Annotated in this window: 15 protein-coding genes; 11 read left to right on the top strand and 4 right to left on the bottom strand. The window is 62.3% G+C overall.

The features are described 5' to 3' along the window. Nucleotides 1-22: 22 nt before the first annotated feature. The 3 genes from FBAL_RS13515 to fadI form a co-directional block, all read right to left on the bottom strand. Entirely contained in the window at nt 23-217 is a 195-nt protein-coding gene (locus FBAL_RS13515; RefSeq protein WP_013346137.1) for a hypothetical protein, read from the bottom strand. A gap of 105 nt (nt 218-322) precedes the next feature. After that, nucleotides 323-2,449 carry a fatty acid oxidation complex subunit alpha FadJ gene (fadJ, locus tag FBAL_RS13520; protein WP_013346138.1) on the bottom strand — a complete coding sequence of 709 codons (2,127 nt, stop codon included), beginning with the start codon at nt 2,447-2,449 and terminating at the stop codon, nt 323-325. Then, nucleotides 2,449-3,759, bottom strand: a complete 1,311-nt coding sequence (gene fadI / locus FBAL_RS13525; protein WP_013346139.1) for an acetyl-CoA C-acyltransferase FadI — start codon at nt 3,757-3,759, stop codon at nt 2,449-2,451. The genes fadJ and fadI overlap by 1 nt, the downstream gene beginning before the upstream one ends. Before the next feature lie 209 nt (nt 3,760-3,968). On the opposite strand from fadI, the gene FBAL_RS13530 reads away from it, so the two are divergent. The 9 genes from FBAL_RS13530 to FBAL_RS13570 are packed head-to-tail and all read left to right on the top strand — an operon-like array spanning nt 3,969 to nt 12,414. Continuing rightward, nucleotides 3,969-4,310: a hypothetical protein gene (locus FBAL_RS13530; protein WP_013346140.1), complete on the top strand. Its 342-nt coding sequence runs from the start codon at nt 3,969-3,971 to the stop codon at nt 4,308-4,310. A 24-nt stretch (nt 4,311-4,334) separates the two neighbouring features. Continuing rightward, the gene (locus FBAL_RS13535; RefSeq protein ID WP_013346141.1) at nt 4,335-5,291 is read left to right on the top strand and encodes an AAA family ATPase; all 957 of its coding nucleotides are present in this window, start codon (nt 4,335-4,337) and stop codon (nt 5,289-5,291) included. Further along, on the top strand, nt 5,291-6,211 hold the full coding sequence (locus FBAL_RS13540; protein WP_013346142.1) for a DUF58 domain-containing protein: 921 nt from the start codon (nt 5,291-5,293) through the stop codon (nt 6,209-6,211). Before FBAL_RS13535 ends, FBAL_RS13540 begins: the two co-directional genes overlap by 1 nt. Beyond that, nucleotides 6,208-6,666: a DUF4381 domain-containing protein gene (locus FBAL_RS13545; RefSeq protein ID WP_013346143.1), complete on the top strand. Its 459-nt coding sequence runs from the start codon at nt 6,208-6,210 to the stop codon at nt 6,664-6,666. Before FBAL_RS13540 ends, FBAL_RS13545 begins: the two co-directional genes overlap by 4 nt. Continuing rightward, entirely contained in the window at nt 6,660-7,628 is a 969-nt protein-coding gene (locus FBAL_RS13550; protein ID WP_013346144.1) for a vWA domain-containing protein, read from the top strand. The genes FBAL_RS13545 and FBAL_RS13550 overlap by 7 nt, the downstream gene beginning before the upstream one ends. Then, nucleotides 7,621-9,447: a vWA domain-containing protein gene (locus FBAL_RS13555; RefSeq protein WP_013346145.1), complete on the top strand. Its 1,827-nt coding sequence runs from the start codon at nt 7,621-7,623 to the stop codon at nt 9,445-9,447. Before FBAL_RS13550 ends, FBAL_RS13555 begins: the two co-directional genes overlap by 8 nt. Beyond that, the gene (locus FBAL_RS13560) at nt 9,441-11,117 is read left to right on the top strand and encodes a BatD family protein (RefSeq protein ID WP_013346146.1); all 1,677 of its coding nucleotides are present in this window, start codon (nt 9,441-9,443) and stop codon (nt 11,115-11,117) included. The genes FBAL_RS13555 and FBAL_RS13560 overlap by 7 nt, the downstream gene beginning before the upstream one ends. A gap of 36 nt (nt 11,118-11,153) precedes the next feature. After that, complete coding sequence (locus FBAL_RS13565; RefSeq protein ID WP_013346147.1) at nt 11,154-11,720, top strand: sigma-70 family RNA polymerase sigma factor; 567 nt, start codon at nt 11,154-11,156, stop codon at nt 11,718-11,720. After that, nucleotides 11,713-12,414: a DUF3379 domain-containing protein gene (locus FBAL_RS13570; protein ID WP_013346148.1), complete on the top strand. Its 702-nt coding sequence runs from the start codon at nt 11,713-11,715 to the stop codon at nt 12,412-12,414. The genes FBAL_RS13565 and FBAL_RS13570 overlap by 8 nt, the downstream gene beginning before the upstream one ends. A 44-nt stretch (nt 12,415-12,458) precedes the next feature. Here the strand turns inward: FBAL_RS13570 and FBAL_RS13575 are convergent, their stop codons facing one another. After that, nucleotides 12,459-12,926 (bottom strand): GNAT family N-acetyltransferase, encoded by a 468-nt coding sequence (locus FBAL_RS13575; RefSeq protein ID WP_013346149.1) that lies wholly within the window; start codon nt 12,924-12,926, stop codon nt 12,459-12,461. 54 nt (nt 12,927-12,980) lie between these two features. Here FBAL_RS13575 and putP point away from each other — a divergent pair, with 54 nt between their 5' ends. Next, nucleotides 12,981-14,423, top strand: coding sequence for a sodium/proline symporter PutP (gene putP / locus FBAL_RS13580; RefSeq protein ID WP_013346150.1), 1,443 nt, complete (start codon nt 12,981-12,983; stop codon nt 14,421-14,423). Nucleotides 14,424-14,635: 212 nt separating this feature from the next. After that, entirely contained in the window at nt 14,636-15,931 is a 1,296-nt protein-coding gene (locus FBAL_RS13585; RefSeq protein ID WP_013346151.1) for an OmpP1/FadL family transporter, read from the top strand. The last annotated feature ends 103 nt before the right edge of the window (nt 15,932-16,034 follow it).

A 16,034-nucleotide genomic window follows, 5' to 3' on the forward strand; every position in this document is an offset into this window, starting at 1 on the left:
CCGACAGGAAAAATCAACGCGGTCAGCTGTCCCAGCTGGCCGCGTTTTTTTGCACCGCACGACGATGCAGCTGGCGCTCGGCCTGGAACAGCGGCCACAGCAACGGGCCCAGCAACAGCCCCTGAATCAGCCAGCGTCGGGGCGCCATCCCCGCTTTCAACGCTTCCAAATAGAAAAACGGTGCCGACAGCACCGCCACAAACAACCACAACAGCATCGAACCCCCTAACATCACTGCGCGAAAATTGTACCAATTAAATTCACCAGCGAAATAAAAAGGCGCCCGGGGGCGCCTTTTTGTGATCAGGATCTCATCCCATTATCAAGGGTAGAAACGCTCGTCCTGCTCGGCCATCGCCACCAGCTTATCCGCAGGAGCGAATCGGTCGCCAAATCGCTCCTGGTAGCTTCTGAGGCGCTCTACCAGGGACTTGGCACCCAAGCGGTCGATGTAGCGGAACGGGCCGCCCAGAAACGGCGGGAAGCCGATACCAAAGATGGCACCGATGTCGCCGTCACGGGGTGAGGCGATGATGCCCTCCTCCAGGCAGCGGACGGCCTCGTTCAGCATCTGCACCACACAGCGCTCCGCCAGCTCAGATTGGCTCAGGCGGCCTTGCGGTTGAATCCCAAGCACCTGGTAAACCGACTCATCGACCGGTTTTTTCCCCTTCGCCTTGCCACCGTACTGGTAAAAGCCCTTTCCGTTCTTCCGGCCCTTCCGGTCGTCCGCCAATAATTTGGCGAAAGCGGCGGGTGCCGCAAACCGTGATCCCAGTTCACTCTCAAGGATTGGCGAAATTTTGGCACCGACGTCAATACCCACTTCATCCAGCAGAGTGACCGGTCCCACCGGGAAACCAAACTTCACCAACGCCTTGTCCAGCGCTTCAACCGGCTCGCCATCCAGCAGCAGGTTGGCGGCTTCGTTCATGTAGAGGGCCAGGATTCGGTTCACATAGAAGCCCGCGCCGTCCTGCACCACGATCGGGGTTTTACCCTGCTTGCGGGCAAAGGCGACGGTGGTGGCGATGGTTTCAGCGGAGGTGCCTTTGTGGGCAATCACCTCCACCAGCGGCATCTTCTCCACCGGAGAGAAGTAGTGCAGGCCGATCACTTTATCCGGACGGCTCGCCGCCTCGGCAATCTGGCCTATCGGCAAGGAGGAGGTGTTGGAGGCGAAGATGGTGTGTTCACCGCAGTTGGCTTCCACATCCTTCACCATCTGGTGCTTCAGGTTCAGATCCTCAAACACCGCTTCCACCACGATATCCACATCTTTGATGCCGTCGTAGCGGGTGGTGGTTGAGAGCAGGCTCATCGCCTTGTCCCGTTGGGCCGGGGTCATCTGGCGTTTCTTAACCCGCTTGTCCACTTGCTTGTAGCTGTAGGCCAGCGCGTTTTGCAGGCCCGGCTCAGCGATGTCCTTGATGCGGGCCGGCAGTTTCGCCTTCAGGGCGGTAACCGAGGCGATACCCCCACCCATCAGGCCGCCGCCCAGTACCATCACCTTGTTCAGCGGTAACGGTTTCGCGTCACCCGCACCACTCTCTTTCTTCATCTCAGTGGTGGCAAAGAAGATGGAGCGCAACGCTTCGGACTCCGGCGTCATCACCAGCTCACCGAAGTGACGGGCTTCCACCTCGTAACCGGCATCCAGCCCCTTCTCAAGGCCGGTGCGCACGCAGTCGATGATCTTCAGCGGCGCTGGGTAGTTGCCCTGGGTCTTGGCCAGCACCTTCTTGCCCGCCTGGTCAAAGATCACCTTGCGGCCAAAGGCGGTGCTTTCCAGCAGCTTCTCCGCCCCTTTGAGGTTCGGCTTCACCGCTTTGCGCTTACCTTTGAGGGCGTACTCACGGGCCACGTCCACTAACACGGACAGCGGCACCGTCTCCTCCACCAGGCCAAATTTCTTCGCCTGCTTGGCGCGCAACTGGCGACCGGACAGCATCATATCCAGTGAGCGGGCCACCCCCACCAGGCGCGGCAGGCGCTGAGTACCACCGCCGCCGGGCAACAGGCCCAGCTGCACTTCCGGCACGCCCAGTACGGTTTTGGCACTGTCGGAGCAGATGCGATAGTCACAGGCCAGGGCCAGCTCCAGGCCACCGCCGAGGCAGGGGCCATCAATGGCTGCCACCACCGGCACCTTCAGGGCGGCCAGCTCATTAAACAGTTGCTGGGCGCCGCGGGAGATCTGATAGGCATCATCGGTGGTTTTGCAGGCCGCCAGCATGGCGATATCGGCACCGGCAATAAAGGAGCCGGGCTTACCGGAGGTGAACACCACCCCTTTGATGCTGCTGTCCTGAACAATCTCACCCAGCAGGTCACGCACCTCAGCGGCAAAACTGTCGCGCAGGGTGTTCATGCTCTCACCGGGGACGTCCATGGTGATGATGGCGACGCCATCATTGCCCACGTCGAGGCTAAAGGTCTTATCACTCATTATTCGGCCTCCACAATCATCGCTGCACCCAGGCCACCGGCCGCACAGGCGGTGGTCAGTGCGGTACCGCCACCGCGGCGTTTCAGTTCACGGCAGACCTGAGTGATCAGGCGCGCACCGGTGGCCGCGAAGGGGTGGCCGTAGGCCAGTGAGCCGCCCATCACGTTGAACTTGGTCATGTCGATTTCGCCGATCGCCTCGCTGCGACCCAGCTTCTCTTCGGCAAACTTGCGGCTGGCAAACATCTTCACGTTGGCCAGGGCCTGAGCGGCAAAGGCTTCGTGCATCTCGATCAGGTCAAGGTCAGCCAGGTTCATGCCGGCACGCTCCAGCGCCAGCGGGGTGGCGTAGGAGGGGCCCATCAACATGTCTTCCCAGACATCGATGGCGGCAAAGGCGTAGCTCTTGATGTAGCCGATCGGCTCATAGCCCATCGCTTTGGCTTTGCTTTCCGGCATCAGCAGCAGGGCTGAGGCGCCGTCGGTTAGCGGGGTGGAGTTGGCGGCACTGACGCTGCCATGTTTGCGGTCAAACACCGGCTTCAGCTTGGCCAGTTTGGCCAGCTGGATATCGGCACGGATGTTGTTGTCACGCTCAATGTAGTGCTTGTAGGGCGGAATGTGGCAGGTCATCACCTCGTCGGTGAGCAGGCCCTCGTCCCAGCTCTTGGCCGCCAGCTGATGTGAACGTACCGCCATCTCATCCTGGGCCTGGCGGGTGATGCCATGACTCTTGGCCATCTGTTCCGCGGTTTGCCCCATCGACAGCCCGGTAGAGTATTCCGCCACCGCCGGCGGCACCGGCAGCAGGTCTTTCATCTTCAGCTTTTTGATGATGTTCAGGCGCTGGCCCAGCGAGCGTGCCTTATTCAGGTCCACCAGGGCGTGTGCCAGTCGGCGGCTGACCCCAATCGGCAGCACCGAGCTGGAGTCCGCACCACCGGCAATGCCCACTTCGACGCTGCCCGCCATAATGGATTCGGCAACGTTGACGGCCGACTGGAAGGAGGTGGCGCACGCGCGGGATACGGAATAGGCGTCGGTGTGCACCGACATGCCGGTGCCCAGTACGATTTCGCGGGCAATATTGGGGGCGGCGGGCATCTGCACCACCTGGCCATAGACCACCTGGTCCACCACTTTCGGGTCCAGATCATGTCGGGCCAGCAGTTCACTGACCACCATCTTGCCCATATCCAGCGCGCTCACCCCGTGGAATTCGGTCGCCTGGCGGGCAAATGGGGTGCGCAATCCCGCCACAATGGCGATCCGATCGCCCGTCGCGGTTTTGACCTCTTGTCGTCGACTCATCGCTGTTCCTCTCGATGGGGGCCAGACTGGGTTCAAAGTGTGATCCGCGATGGTCTGACCAGTAAAACGTGACCTGATTCTAACTTTTCGTGGCGCAGTTTCAAACAGTTGTGTAAATCCGCCAGCCCCGGTTCGCACGTCAGCGCCCCTTGAATCCGATTGCTGTCCTCGTTATAACGGCGAGTACGTTGATTTACACACGTTTTTTTATGAAGCCGGATTTTAATCAAAGTCGTCGCCCTCTCTCCGTTTGGATCGCCCTGCTCTATCTGCCGCTCGGTGTCCAGATGCTGTTCTGGATGATGGGGTTCGGCCATGTCGATTTCTCACTCCCCAACAGCCTGATGGGGATCCCGGATATGCTGCTGCGCTACTACATCGGCGTCACCGTGTTACTGTATCCGGCATTCTTTGCCTATGGCCTGTTCTACGCGCTGCACCTGAATCGCACCGGTGCGCCGGCGTGGAAAGTGGTCCGGGCCAGTTTTATCCCCTTTTTAAGCGCCGCCCCCTACCTGCTGGTAGGCGAGATGCAAGCCACCTTCGCCTGATGGCGTACTAGCGACGAGGACCCCATGCAGCTGGAACGACTCAACCAGATCCAACACTATCTGCAGCAGATGGTGCTGGGTCAGCCCGCCCTGGTAGAAGGGCTGCTTATCGCCCTGATCGCGGATGGCCACCTGCTGGTCGAGGGCCCGCCGGGGCTGGCTAAGACCCGGGCGGTCAAGGCGCTGGCCGACTGCATCCAGGGCAACTTCCACCGGGTGCAGTTCACCCCGGACCTGCTGCCCGCTGACCTCACCGGCACCGACATCTTTCGCCAGGAAACCGGCCAGTTCGAGTTTCAGCCCGGGCCGCTGTTTCACAACCTGATCCTCGCCGATGAGATCAACCGGGCACCGGCGAAAGTGCAATCCGCCCTGCTCGAAGCGATGGCGGAGGGCCAGATCACCGTGGGCAAACGCAGCTACCCGCTGCCCAAGCTGTTCCTGGTGATGGCGACCCAGAACCCGATTGAGAACGAAGGCACCTACCCGCTGCCGGAAGCCCAGCTCGACCGCTTCCTGCTGCATCTGGCGCTGGATTACCCCAACGCCGAGACCGAACGCCAGATCCTGGCCCTGTCCCGCAATGAAGCGATGAGCGCCCCGCTCAGCGCCCCGGAACCCCTGAGCGAAGCGGAGCTGTTCTCCGCCCGCCGTCAGGCGCTGGACCTCTACCTCGCTCCTCAGCTTGAGGGCTATATGGTGGAGCTGGTGATGGCCACCCGAACTCCGGCCCGCTATGACGAAACCCTGGCCAACTGGATTCAGTGGGGCGTCAGCCCCCGTGCCACCATCGCGCTGGAGCGCTGCGCCCGGGCCCGCGCCTGGATCTGTGGCCGCGACTACGTGGCCCCGGAAGACATCCAGGCGGTGGCCCCCAATGTTCTGCGCCACCGCATCCTGCTGAGCTATCAGGCCGAAGCTGAGGGCGTTAACGCCGACCAGGTGATTCACCGCATTCTGAAACTGGTGGCCGTGCCCTGATGTCCGCCCCGTCCGACCTGCCCCGTCACGGCGACGGGGTAACCCTGACCCTGCCGGAGCTGCTGGCCCGGGCCGAACACCGCAGCCTGGTGCAGAGCCACCACAGCGGCCAGGCCCGTGCGCTGATGGCCGGTGAGCGCCTGAGCCGCCTGAAAGGGCGCGGCATGGAGTTCTCCGAAGTGCGCGGTTACCAACCTGGTGACGACGTGCGCACCATTGACTGGCGGGTCACCGCCCGCACCGGCAAAGCCCACACCAAGCTGTTCCGCGAAGAGCGGGAACGGCCAGTGTTGCTGTGCGTCGACCTTGGCCAGCGGATGCATTACGGTTCCGAACTGCTGCTGCAATCGGTGCAGGCCGCCCACCTGGCGGCACTGTTGGGCTGGCACGTCAGCGCCGAAGGGGATCGGCTCGGCGGCCTGATCCTCAGCGAGCGCGGCCACCGGGAGCTCAAGCCCCGCGCCCGTCGCAGCGGGCTGCTGGCCCTGCTGGAAGCGCTGGTGGAGCTGCACCCCGGTGACGACAGCGAGGACAACGATTACTGGTCAGCGGGACTGCAGCGGCTGGAACGACTGGCCCGGCCCGGCACCACCGTGGTGGTGATCACCAATACCCTTGGCCTCGACAGCGCCAGCCTGGAGCGGCTGGCCCGCTTAAAACGTCATGCCGAGGTACGAGTGTTCAACATCACCGATCCGCTGTTTGACCGCCTCAAAGCCAGCCGCGGCCTGCTGCCGGTTCGCCAATCCCATTCCGGCCAATCCGGCTGGCTGAGCCGGGAGCGTCGTGACGCGTTGGCCAACCACTGGCACCAGGCCCAGGCCAACGCCCTCAATGGCGTCCGCCAGCGTCAGCTGATCTACAGCGAGATCAGTGCCACGCAACCACTGGAACAGCAATGGCGGAGGTTGTGGCTATGAACGCCTCCGACGCCCTGCACGACATTATCCTGCCCAGCCAACTCAACCCCTGGCCACCTCTGCTGGTCTGGCTGCTGCTGGCCATCCTGCTGGTTGCCCTGATTGCACTGGCCCTCTGGCAGTGGCGCCGTTACCGCCGCCTGGCTCCGGTGCGCGCAGCGCAGAAGCAGCTTGCTCAACTGCGCGCCGACGACCGTGAGCTGCCACGTCAGGTGCATGACCTGCTGAAACGCACCGCCATGAGTTACGTCCCCCGCGAGCGCGTGGCCGAACTCAGCGTTAAGGATTGGTATGACTGGCTTGACCAAGCACTGCCGGAATCCCAACGGGGCCAATGGCTGGACCTGATGGGCAACCCCTATCGCCGTGACAGTGGTCATGGCGGTCAGGCGCTGCTGAATCATGCCCGCCAAACCCTGCCCAAACTGGCAAACGCCCGGGAGGCCCAATGCTGAGTCTGGCCTTTCCCTGGATCTGGCTCGCCCTGCCACTGCCCTGGCTGTTCAAACGCCAGCGCCACGCTCAGGCCCGCGCCCTGCGTCTGCCCGATGCGCTGCTGGCCAACCAGGGGCTGACCACCGCCCCGCTGCCCCACCCGGCCTGGCGTTATCTGGCCATTTTGGCCTGGTTGCTGATTCTGTTGGCCGCCAGCCGCCCGCTGTGGATTGGGGAACCCGTCGCCATGAAACGTGAGGGGCGAGACCTGATGCTGGCGGTGGACCTGTCCGGCTCCATGCAGATTGAAGACATGGAGCTGGGCAACCGGGTGGTGGACCGCTTTACCATGGTGCGCCATGTGCTCAGTGACTTTATTGAGCGTCGCGACGGTGACCGCCTCGGTCTGATCCTCTTTGCCGACCAGGCTTACCTGCAGGCGCCGCTTACCTTCGACCGTTTTGCCGTGGCCCGTTTCCTCGATGAAGCGGTACTGGGGCTGGTGGGTCAGCAAACCGCCATTGGCGATGCCATCGCCCTCGGCGTAAAACGCTTCAATGATCTGGAGCAGAGCTCGCGGGTGCTGGTGCTGCTGACCGACGGCGAAAACAACGCCGGCCGCTTTACCCCGGCTCAGGCAGTCAGCCTGGCGCGCCAGTCCGGTGTGAAGCTCTACACCATCGGCATCGGCTCCGCCGAGATCCGCCGCCGCGGCTTGCTCGGCACCCGCACCGTTAACCCCTCCAGCGACCTCGACCAAGCCGAGAAAAGCTTTATCCAGCTCAGCGAATCCACCGGCGGGCGTTACTTCCGGGCCCGCAGCACCGAGGAGCTGGAGTCGATCTACCAGGAGCTGGACCAGCTGGAGCCACTGGCCCGCGAACAAAGCCAATGGCGCCCCCAGACGGAACTGTTCTACTGGCCGTTAAGCGCGGCACTGGCTCTGCTGCTGATGCTGTCACTGCGGAGGGCGTATGGCTGAATTCCACCTGATGCGTCCCGCCCTGCTGCTGTTGTGGCTGCTGCTGCCACTGGTGGGCTGGGCCCTACTGCGCCAGCAAAGCCAGGCCGCCCTGTGGCACAAAGTGCTGCCGGCGCACCTGCAGCCCGCCATGCTGGATGACCGGATGGAAACCGGCCAGAAAGTGCAGCCGCTGTGGCTGCTGCTGGCGCTGTTTATTGCCATCTTTGCCCTGGCCGGACCGGCGTGGGACAAGGAGGAGGTGCCCCTGTTCCAGCTGCAGAAAGGTCGGGTGCTGGTGCTGGATATGTCCGACTCCATGTGGGCCACCGACCTGCCGCCCAATCGCCTCACCCAGGCCCGCTTTAAAGCCACCGACCTGCTGCGCCAGGCCGGTGAAGGGGAGATGGCGCTGGTGGCCTATGCCGGAGACGCGTTTATTCTGGCGCCGATGACCGAAGACCGCGCCACTCTGCTGAACCTGCTGCCCGCCCTCTCCCCGGAGATCATGCCGGTGCGCGGCTCCAACCTGCCCGCCGCCCTGCAACAGGCCGACCGCCTCCTGCGGGACGCCGGATACCAGCAGGGGGACATTGTGCTGCTGACCGATGACCTGCCCGCTGAGCATATGGATGCCGCGCTGGAGCTGGCTGAATCCCAGCCCTGGCGCCTGCAAATCCTGGCCCTCGGCAGCGAAGATGGTGCACCGATGAAACGCCCCAGCGGCGAACTGGTGCGGGATTTGGATGGCAGCGTCGCCATCGTTCGTACCCACTTTGAACGCCTGCAGAAGCTGGCCAGTGCCAGCGGCGGAGAGCTGGTGCGCTACCGCCCGGACAGTGCCGACATCAATGCCCTGCTCCATGACGCCCCGGAACTGGGTGAAGAGAACGAAAAAGCGTCCGAGCAACACCACAGCCAATGGCGGGACCGAGGTGGGCAGATCCTGCTGCTGGCCCTGCTGCCACTGGCCTTTGGTATGCGCCGCCAGGGCCTGCTCAGCCTGCTGTTGTTGCTGATGCCGTTGTCATTCACGCCGCAACGGGCGGAAGCCGCCTGGTGGCAAAACGCCGATCAGGCCGCCAAAACCCAGTTCGATGCCGGCCAGTTCAGCGAGGCTGCGGAAGGGTTTACTGACCCGGCCTGGAAAGGCGCCGCCTACTACCGGGCTGGCGACTACGCCCGGGCACTGGCCGCCTTCGAACAGGTTGAGGGCGTCGACGCCCTCTACAACCAGGGCAATGCACTGGCCCAAATGGCGCAGTATCCGCAGGCCGCCGAGCGCTATCGCTCAGTGCTGGCCCAACAGCCGGACCACCAGGCCGCCCGCGATAACCTCGAGTGGGTGGAACAGCAGATGCAACAGTCGCCTGAACAGCAACAAAATGACAGCGACCAGGGCGATAAAGGGGAAGGAGAGAACCCGTCCGAGGGCGAGTCGGACCAAACCGAACCCGGCGAGGGCCAGCAGGATGACAATGGCCAACCCAGCGACTCCGAGCCCTCTGAACCGCCGGGCGAGCAACAGCCGGACGACAGCGGCAGCGCCTCCCCATCGGAGCCGGAACCGCATCAGGGTGAGCAGGAGCCTCCGTCCGAGCAGCCCGGCCAGGCCGAGCCACAACCCGAAAGCGGCGATCCCAGTGAGCGCGAGCCGGAGTCTCAGGGCGAGGCGCAAGCGGCCGAGGCCCGGGAAGGCGACCCCAATGACGAACAACTGCAGCGGCTACTGGACCAGGTGGTGGATGACCCCGCCCGCCTGCTGCGAAACAAAATGGAACTGGAATACGAGCGTCGCCGCCAGAGTGGCGACACCAACAGGGAGCAAACCCAGTGGTAAGTTCACCCCTTTCCCGCCTGCTGTTCATGGCCCTGCTGTGGCTTGGACTCAGCCCCGCCACCCTGGCGCTGACCGAGCTGCAGGCCAGCATCGACCAAAACCCGGTGGTGGCAGGCCAGTCCTTCATTCTTGAGGTGGTGGCCGACGACGACGTGGAGAGCAACGCGCTGGACACCAGCGCCCTGCTGCGGGATTTTGCCGTGGGCCAGACCCGGGTCAGCCGCTCCACCCAGATCGTCAACTTTGATGCCCGCCGGGAAACCCGCTGGACGGTGATGCTGATTGCCCGCAATCCGGGCCAGGTGACCCTGCCGGCACTGGACATCAACGGCGTACGCAGTCAGCCCATCGCCCTGACCGTGCTGGCGCCGGGGGATGCTCAGGTACAGAACCAGACCCCACTGGTCTTTCTGGAAACTGATCTGGCCCAGGACACCCTGTGGCTGGGCCAGCCCGCGAAAGCCACGGTTCGCCTGTTTCTGGGGGCCGACCTGCAACGGGGTGCCCTGAACGCCCCCAGTGCCGATAACGCCCTGATCCGCCAGCTGGGTCAGGACCGGGAATCCAGCCAGATCATCAAGGGCCGCCGCTACCGCATCATTGAGCGCGACTACGTTATCGTGCCGCAAATCACCGGCACCGTGAGCCTGCAACCCGCCAACTTTGAGGGCGACGTATTGGTGCCCAGTGGCCGCCGCGACCTGTTTGGCCGGGCCCAGCCCAAGCCGATGGCGATCCAGGGGGAGCCGATCGAACTGAACGTCAAAGCGCAGCCTGCCAGCTACCAGGGCCACTGGCTGGCCGCAGACCTGGTGACGCTCAATGACAGCCTGGACCCGAGCCAAAGTTTTGAAGTGGGCCAACCCATCTCCCGCACCCTGACCCTCACTGCGGTCGGTGCGGTGGAGGAGAGCCTGGCGGAGATCCCGCTTGAGGTGCCGGAGTCGCTGCGCCTCTATACCGATAAAAACCAGCGCCAGGGCGGCGTGCAGAATGGTCAGCTGATCGCCCGGCTTGAGCAAACCATGGCGATTGTGCCGTCTCAGCCTGGCGAATACACCCTGCCGGAGATCAAGGTGCCCTGGTGGAACGCCCGTCTCGGGCGCCAGCAGTGGGCAACCCTGCCCGCCCAGACCATCACGGTCACCGGCACCGCCGCCAGCCCGGCCACCCCGCCGCCGGTGCTCAGCGACAGCGGCCGCCCGGCGGCCGAACCCATCACCCAAACCCCAAATTCTCCGGGCTACTGGCCCTGGGCAACGGCGCTGTTTGCCCTGCTGTGGCTGGCCACTCTGGTCTGGGGATGGCAGCGGGGCCGTGGCTATCGCACCGAGCCACAACCGGCCGCGACGCCAACCCCTTCCTCCAATACCTTGGCTGCGCTGCACAAAGCCTGTCAGCAGAACCAGGCGGAAACCGCGCTGGCGCTGCTGCCCGAGTGGGCCAGTGAGCACAGTGGCAAGACCATGAGCCTGGCGGATATTGGCCACCATTACCCCAGCCTCGCCGGACCGCTCAAAGAACTTCAGGCATCCCGCTACAGTGTTCGTAATACCCCCTGGCAAGGACAGGCCCTGGCGGCCGAGCTGACCCGCCTGCAAAAGCAGAAGGCCAACCAGCAAGCGAGTCCCTTGCCGCCACTCAATCCCGCCACCAGAATGGAAAGGTGACGAAATCCACCAGGCTTTCGCCAGCAGGATGGAAAAATGTTGAACTGGTTTGGAAAGAAAAACGCGTCGTCGACGGTCTCTACGGACATGATCAGCAAACAACGACGCTACGAGACACTGGTGCGCGCTCTGCACGGTGATCTCTACCGCTATGCCTACTGGCTCAGCCACGACGCCTCCGTCGCAGAGGACCTGGTTCAGGAGACCTTTCTGCGTGCCTGGAAGGCGCTGGACTCACTCAAGGATGATAAGGCCGCCAAGGCGTGGCTGATCACCATCCTGCGGCGGGAGAATGCCCGGCGCTTTGAACGCAAACAGTTTGACCTTACGGACATAGAACAGTGTCAGGTGGCGGATAACGACAGCCTCAGCCACGAGCAGATGGCCGACCATCAGGTGTTGCGCCGACAGATGGCGATGCTCAGCCCGGAGTACCGGGAGCCGCTTATTCTGCAGGTGATGTATGGCTTCAGCGGCGACGAGATTGCCGAGATTCTGGAGCTGAACCGCAATACCGTCATGACCCGCCTGTTCCGGGCCCGTAACCAACTTCGGGACGCACTCAGTCCCAACCAGACTTCAAGGGGCCACAGCAATGGATGAACTGGAATTCCGGCGTCGGGCCTACTCCGACCCTAACCAGGACGATAATGAATTTGTTGCCGCCATGGGCGATGCACCGGGCCGTGCTGAGTTTGTCAAACAGCTGCAGGGCATGGACCGGGAACTGGAACAGGCTCTCAAGGTGCCGGTGCCCGATGACCTGGCCGAGCGCCTGCTGCTGAAGCAGAACATGACGGTACACCGCGACCAGAAGCGTCGACATCGCTGGCAGATGGCCGCTGCCGCGTCAGTGGCGTTTGCCATCGGGCTCTCTTTCGCGGTGTTCAACCAGGGTACCGGCGATCTGGGCCAGCACGCCCTGGCGCACGTGGCCCATGAGGCGGGCTTTACCTCCTACGTGGATGAGCAGGTCGACCTGCGTGCCCTCAACACCAAACTCGCCAGCTTTGGCGGCCAGTTTGATGCGCTTCCGGGTGAGGTGTATTACGCCAACTACTGCGATTTCGAGGGGATCCGCAGTCTGCACATCGTGATGAGTTCCGATCAGGGCCGTGTCACCCTGTTTGTGATCCCCAAGCAGAACGAGATGACGCTTCCCCCACAGTTCGCGGATAAGCGCTATCACGGCATCGGGGAAGACCGGGCCGGTGTGCACCTGGCCGTTGTCGGTGATAAGGGCCAGCCACTGGAGCCGGTACTGAAGCGGGTGGAAGCGGGCTACCAACCGCTGTAAAGCCAACGCACCAACAAAAAAGCGGGCCCTAGGCCCGCTTTTTTTTATTCGGCAGCTTTCACCATATCCAGGTGGAGTACCCCACCGTCGTCGTAGGGCTCTGAGGTGCCGACAAAACCGAACTGACCGTAGTAGTCTTTCAGCGCCAACTGGGCCGAGATCTTCACTGGGCGGGACGGGTACTGACTGGCCGCACGCGCCAGCCCCTCACGGATCAGAGTCGGCCCCAGGCCCGTGCCACGTGCCGCTTTGGCTAACACGATACGCCCGAGTTTCACCGGCCCGACTGCCGGTGCCAGCAGTCTCAGGTAGCCCATCAACTCACCGTCGGCGGTGGCCAACAGGTGCTCAGACTGCTGGTCAAGGTTATCCAGCTCTTCGTACAGGCTGTTCTGTTCGAGCATAAAAACCTGCTCGCGCAATCGCAGTACCGCGTAGAGCTGATGCACATCCAACGCATCAAAGCGCCACCATTTCAGGTCCGGCGCTGAACCCCATTTGTTGGTCAACATCACACTCCTCTGTTAGCATCGTTGCGATTTTTCGAAAAGCATCAGTGTATAACAATGATATCAACCGCAACCATGATCACCTTCTTTGCCTATCTCATCCTCCTGTTGGTGATAGGCACCCTGGCCTGGAAGGCCACGTCCACCTCCTCCGATTACATTCTGGGTGGCCGCAAGATGGGGCCCGCGGTAACCGCCCTCAGCGTGGGCGCCTCCGACATGTCCGGCTGGCTGTTGTTGGGTCTGCCCGGTGCCATCTACCTGTCCGGATTGTCCGAAGCCTGGATTGGCGTCGGCCTGGTACTGGGCGCCTGGCTGAACTGGAAACTGGTGTCGAAGCGCCTGCGCATCTACACCGAGTTCACCAACGACTCCCTGACCCTGCCTGACTTCCTCGAACACCGCTTTGCCGACCCGGGTCTGCTGCGCGGTATCGCCGCCACCACCACCCTGCTGTTCTTCATCTTCTACACCTCATCCGGCATGGTCAGTGGCGCCATCCTGTTTGAGCAGGTGTTTGGCCTGGATTACACCACCGCCCTGCTGATTGGTGCGGCCATCATCGTCTCCTACACCTTTGTCGGCGGCTTCTTCGCAGTCAGCTGGACCGACTTCTTCCAGGGCATCCTGATGTTGATTGCGCTGCTGGTGGTGCCCATGGTGGTGCTCGGTGGCGGCGATGCCGAAGGGGTGCCGGAGCTCGACCCCAGCATGCTGACCATGCTGCCGGAAGGCACCACCCTGCTGGGCATCATCTCTCTGATGGCCTGGGGCCTGGGTTACTTTGGCCAGCCCCATATCCTGTCCCGCTTTATGGCGATCGGCTCGGTCAAAGACCTGCCCACCTCCCGCCGCATCTCCATCGGCTGGATGGTGCTCTCTCTGATCGGTGCACTGGCCACCGGCCTGGCCGGCGCGGTGCACTTTGCCGGCAGCCCGCTGGCCAATCCGGAAACCGTGTTTATTGAACTCACCAAGGTGCTGTTCAACCCCTGGATCGCCGGCATGCTGATTGCCGCCATTCTGTCCGCCATCATGAGCACCATCGATTCCCAGCTGCTGGTCTGCTCCTCGGTGATGACCGAAGACTTCTACCGCAAGTGGATGCGCCCCAACGCCAGTGAGAAGGAGCTGGTTGCAGTGGGTCGGATGACCGTATTGGCGGTGGCAGTGGTGGCCACAGTGATTGCCCTGAACCCGGAATCCACCGTGCTGGAGCTGGTGGCTTACGCCTGGTCCGGTTTTGGCGCGGCCTTTGGCCCGGTCATTCTGCTGGCCTTGTACTGGCAGGGCTACAGCCGCCAGGGCGCGGTGGCCACCATCCTGACCGGTGCCGTGGTCGTGGTGATTTGGGATCAGCTCAGCGGCGGCGTCTTTGATGTCTACCAGCTGCTGCCCGGCTTTATTTTTGCCACCCTGGCCGGGGTTATCGTCAGTAAACTGATGCCGCCACAGGCCGAAGTGGTCAGCCAACACCAGGAGTTTGAGCAGAAGCTCTAAACTTTCCCCCTACAAAGGGCGCCTCCGGCGCCCTTTTTTGATCACCCAAAAGTTACAATCAGCTAACACCGAATGGCATTTTCCGTGCTGTACGCCGCAAAATGACCCCGTTTTCAATGATTTTGCCATCTGGTCGGATATGTCGGACCGGTGACAGTCCCTAGAATCTCGCCCCACTATTACAATTCCAACTGCCACCGACGAGATAGCAGATGAAAACGATGAACAAGACTTTGCTCGCTACTGCCATTGCACTGGCCAGCACCCAATCCCTGGCTGCCGGTTTCCAGCTGAACAGCCAGTCCGCCACTGGCATCGGCCGTGCATTCGCCGGTGACGCCGTAATCGCTGACAACGCCTCCGTTCTGGCCCGTAACCCGGCCGCGATGGCGCTGTTCGATGCCCCGGCTTTCTCCGGTGGCCTGACCTACGCCGACGTTAAGATCGACATCAAAGACGTGAACTTTGCCGGTGGCCTGGTTGATCTGGGTGGCATCGATGACGCCGGCAGCGGCAAAGTGATCCCGAACATCTTCTACATCCACCCGCTGAACGACAAAGTGGCGGTGGGTTTTGGCGCGTTCTCTAACTTCGGTACCGGTACCGACAGCGCCAGCCTGATCAAAGCGGACACTAAAGTCGCTCCGTTTGACCTGATCGGCAACACCGAAGTGACCACCATCAACTTCAACGCCAGTGTGTCCTACCGCATCAACGAACAGCTGAGCCTGGGTGCCGGTCTGGACGTGATCTACGGGGAAGGCTCCCTGGATCGCTACGCTGGTGCCACTCCGCTGGTTGACGTCGAGGCCGACGGCATTGGCTTTGGCGGTATCGTGGGTGCCACCTACGAGATCAACGAAAACCACCGCTTTGGTCTGAGCTACCGCTTCAGCCCGGACATGGGCGTAGAGGGCGACATCAACACCGTTACCCCGCAAAACATCCCGGGAATCGGTATCGCCAACGTGGCCACCAACTTCAACGAGCTGGAAGTCCCCCTGGCTGACATCTTCCAGTTTGCCGGTTTCCACCAGCTGACCAACCAGTTCGCCATGCACTACACCGCCCAGTGGACCCAGTGGAGCAACTTCCACCAGATCACTGCCAAAGACGGTACCGGCATGATCGTGGGCAACCCGGATGCTCCGGCTATCCCGGTAGGCGACGTAGCACTGAAAGAGTACAAGTGGAAAGACTCCTGGTTCCTGAGCCTGGGCGGTACCTACACCGTTAACGACAAGTGGACCCTGCGTGCCGGCTACGCCTACGACCAGGGCGTGGTTGACGAAATCAGCTCCATCTCCATTCCGGACTCTGACCGTCAGTGGTTCACCGCCGGTGTGGGTTTCAACCTGACCCCGAAATCCACCATCGACTTCGGTGTCGCCTACGTGATGGGCGAAGAGGTTGACCTGATCGAGAACAGCGCGGTTGTTGGTCCGGTTAACGCCACCACCGAATCCGGCGCCATGTACTACTCTCTGCAGTACAGCCACCAGTTCTGATTTCAGACTGGGTAATAAAAGGGGCCTTATGGCCCCTTTTTTGTTGCCTGAGTACGCCCCTACCCCGAACTTTTTCTCCACCTTTCCCCTACTGCGGCAAAAG

It is taken from the genome of Ferrimonas balearica DSM 9799 (assembly GCF_000148645.1).
GTDB classification, from domain to species: Bacteria; Pseudomonadota; Gammaproteobacteria; order Enterobacterales; family Shewanellaceae; genus Ferrimonas; species Ferrimonas balearica.

Bases quoted from the DNA above. Each gene is read 5' to 3' on its own strand.
- FBAL_RS13515 (WP_013346137.1), bottom strand. From the start codon at position 217: ATGCTGTTGTGGTTGTTTGTGGCGGTGCTGTCGGCACCGTTTTTCTAT.
- fadJ (WP_013346138.1), bottom strand. From the start codon at position 2,449: ATGAGTGATAAGACCTTTAGCCTCGACGTGGGCAATGATGGCGTCGCC.
- fadI (WP_013346139.1), bottom strand. From the start codon at position 3,759: ATGAGTCGACGACAAGAGGTCAAAACCGCGACGGGCGATCGGATCGCC.
- FBAL_RS13530 (WP_013346140.1), top strand. From the start codon at position 3,969: ATGAAGCCGGATTTTAATCAAAGTCGTCGCCCTCTCTCCGTTTGGATC.
- FBAL_RS13535 (WP_013346141.1), top strand. From the start codon at position 4,335: ATGCAGCTGGAACGACTCAACCAGATCCAACACTATCTGCAGCAGATG.
- FBAL_RS13540 (WP_013346142.1), top strand. From the start codon at position 5,291: ATGTCCGCCCCGTCCGACCTGCCCCGTCACGGCGACGGGGTAACCCTG.
- FBAL_RS13545 (WP_013346143.1), top strand. From the start codon at position 6,208: ATGAACGCCTCCGACGCCCTGCACGACATTATCCTGCCCAGCCAACTC.
- FBAL_RS13550 (WP_013346144.1), top strand. From the start codon at position 6,660: ATGCTGAGTCTGGCCTTTCCCTGGATCTGGCTCGCCCTGCCACTGCCC.
- FBAL_RS13555 (WP_013346145.1), top strand. From the start codon at position 7,621: ATGGCTGAATTCCACCTGATGCGTCCCGCCCTGCTGCTGTTGTGGCTG.
- FBAL_RS13565 (WP_013346147.1), top strand. From the start codon at position 11,154: ATGTTGAACTGGTTTGGAAAGAAAAACGCGTCGTCGACGGTCTCTACG.
- FBAL_RS13570 (WP_013346148.1), top strand. From the start codon at position 11,713: ATGGATGAACTGGAATTCCGGCGTCGGGCCTACTCCGACCCTAACCAG.
- FBAL_RS13575 (WP_013346149.1), bottom strand. From the start codon at position 12,926: ATGTTGACCAACAAATGGGGTTCAGCGCCGGACCTGAAATGGTGGCGC.
- putP (WP_013346150.1), top strand. From the start codon at position 12,981: ATGATATCAACCGCAACCATGATCACCTTCTTTGCCTATCTCATCCTC.
- FBAL_RS13585 (WP_013346151.1), top strand. From the start codon at position 14,636: ATGAAAACGATGAACAAGACTTTGCTCGCTACTGCCATTGCACTGGCC.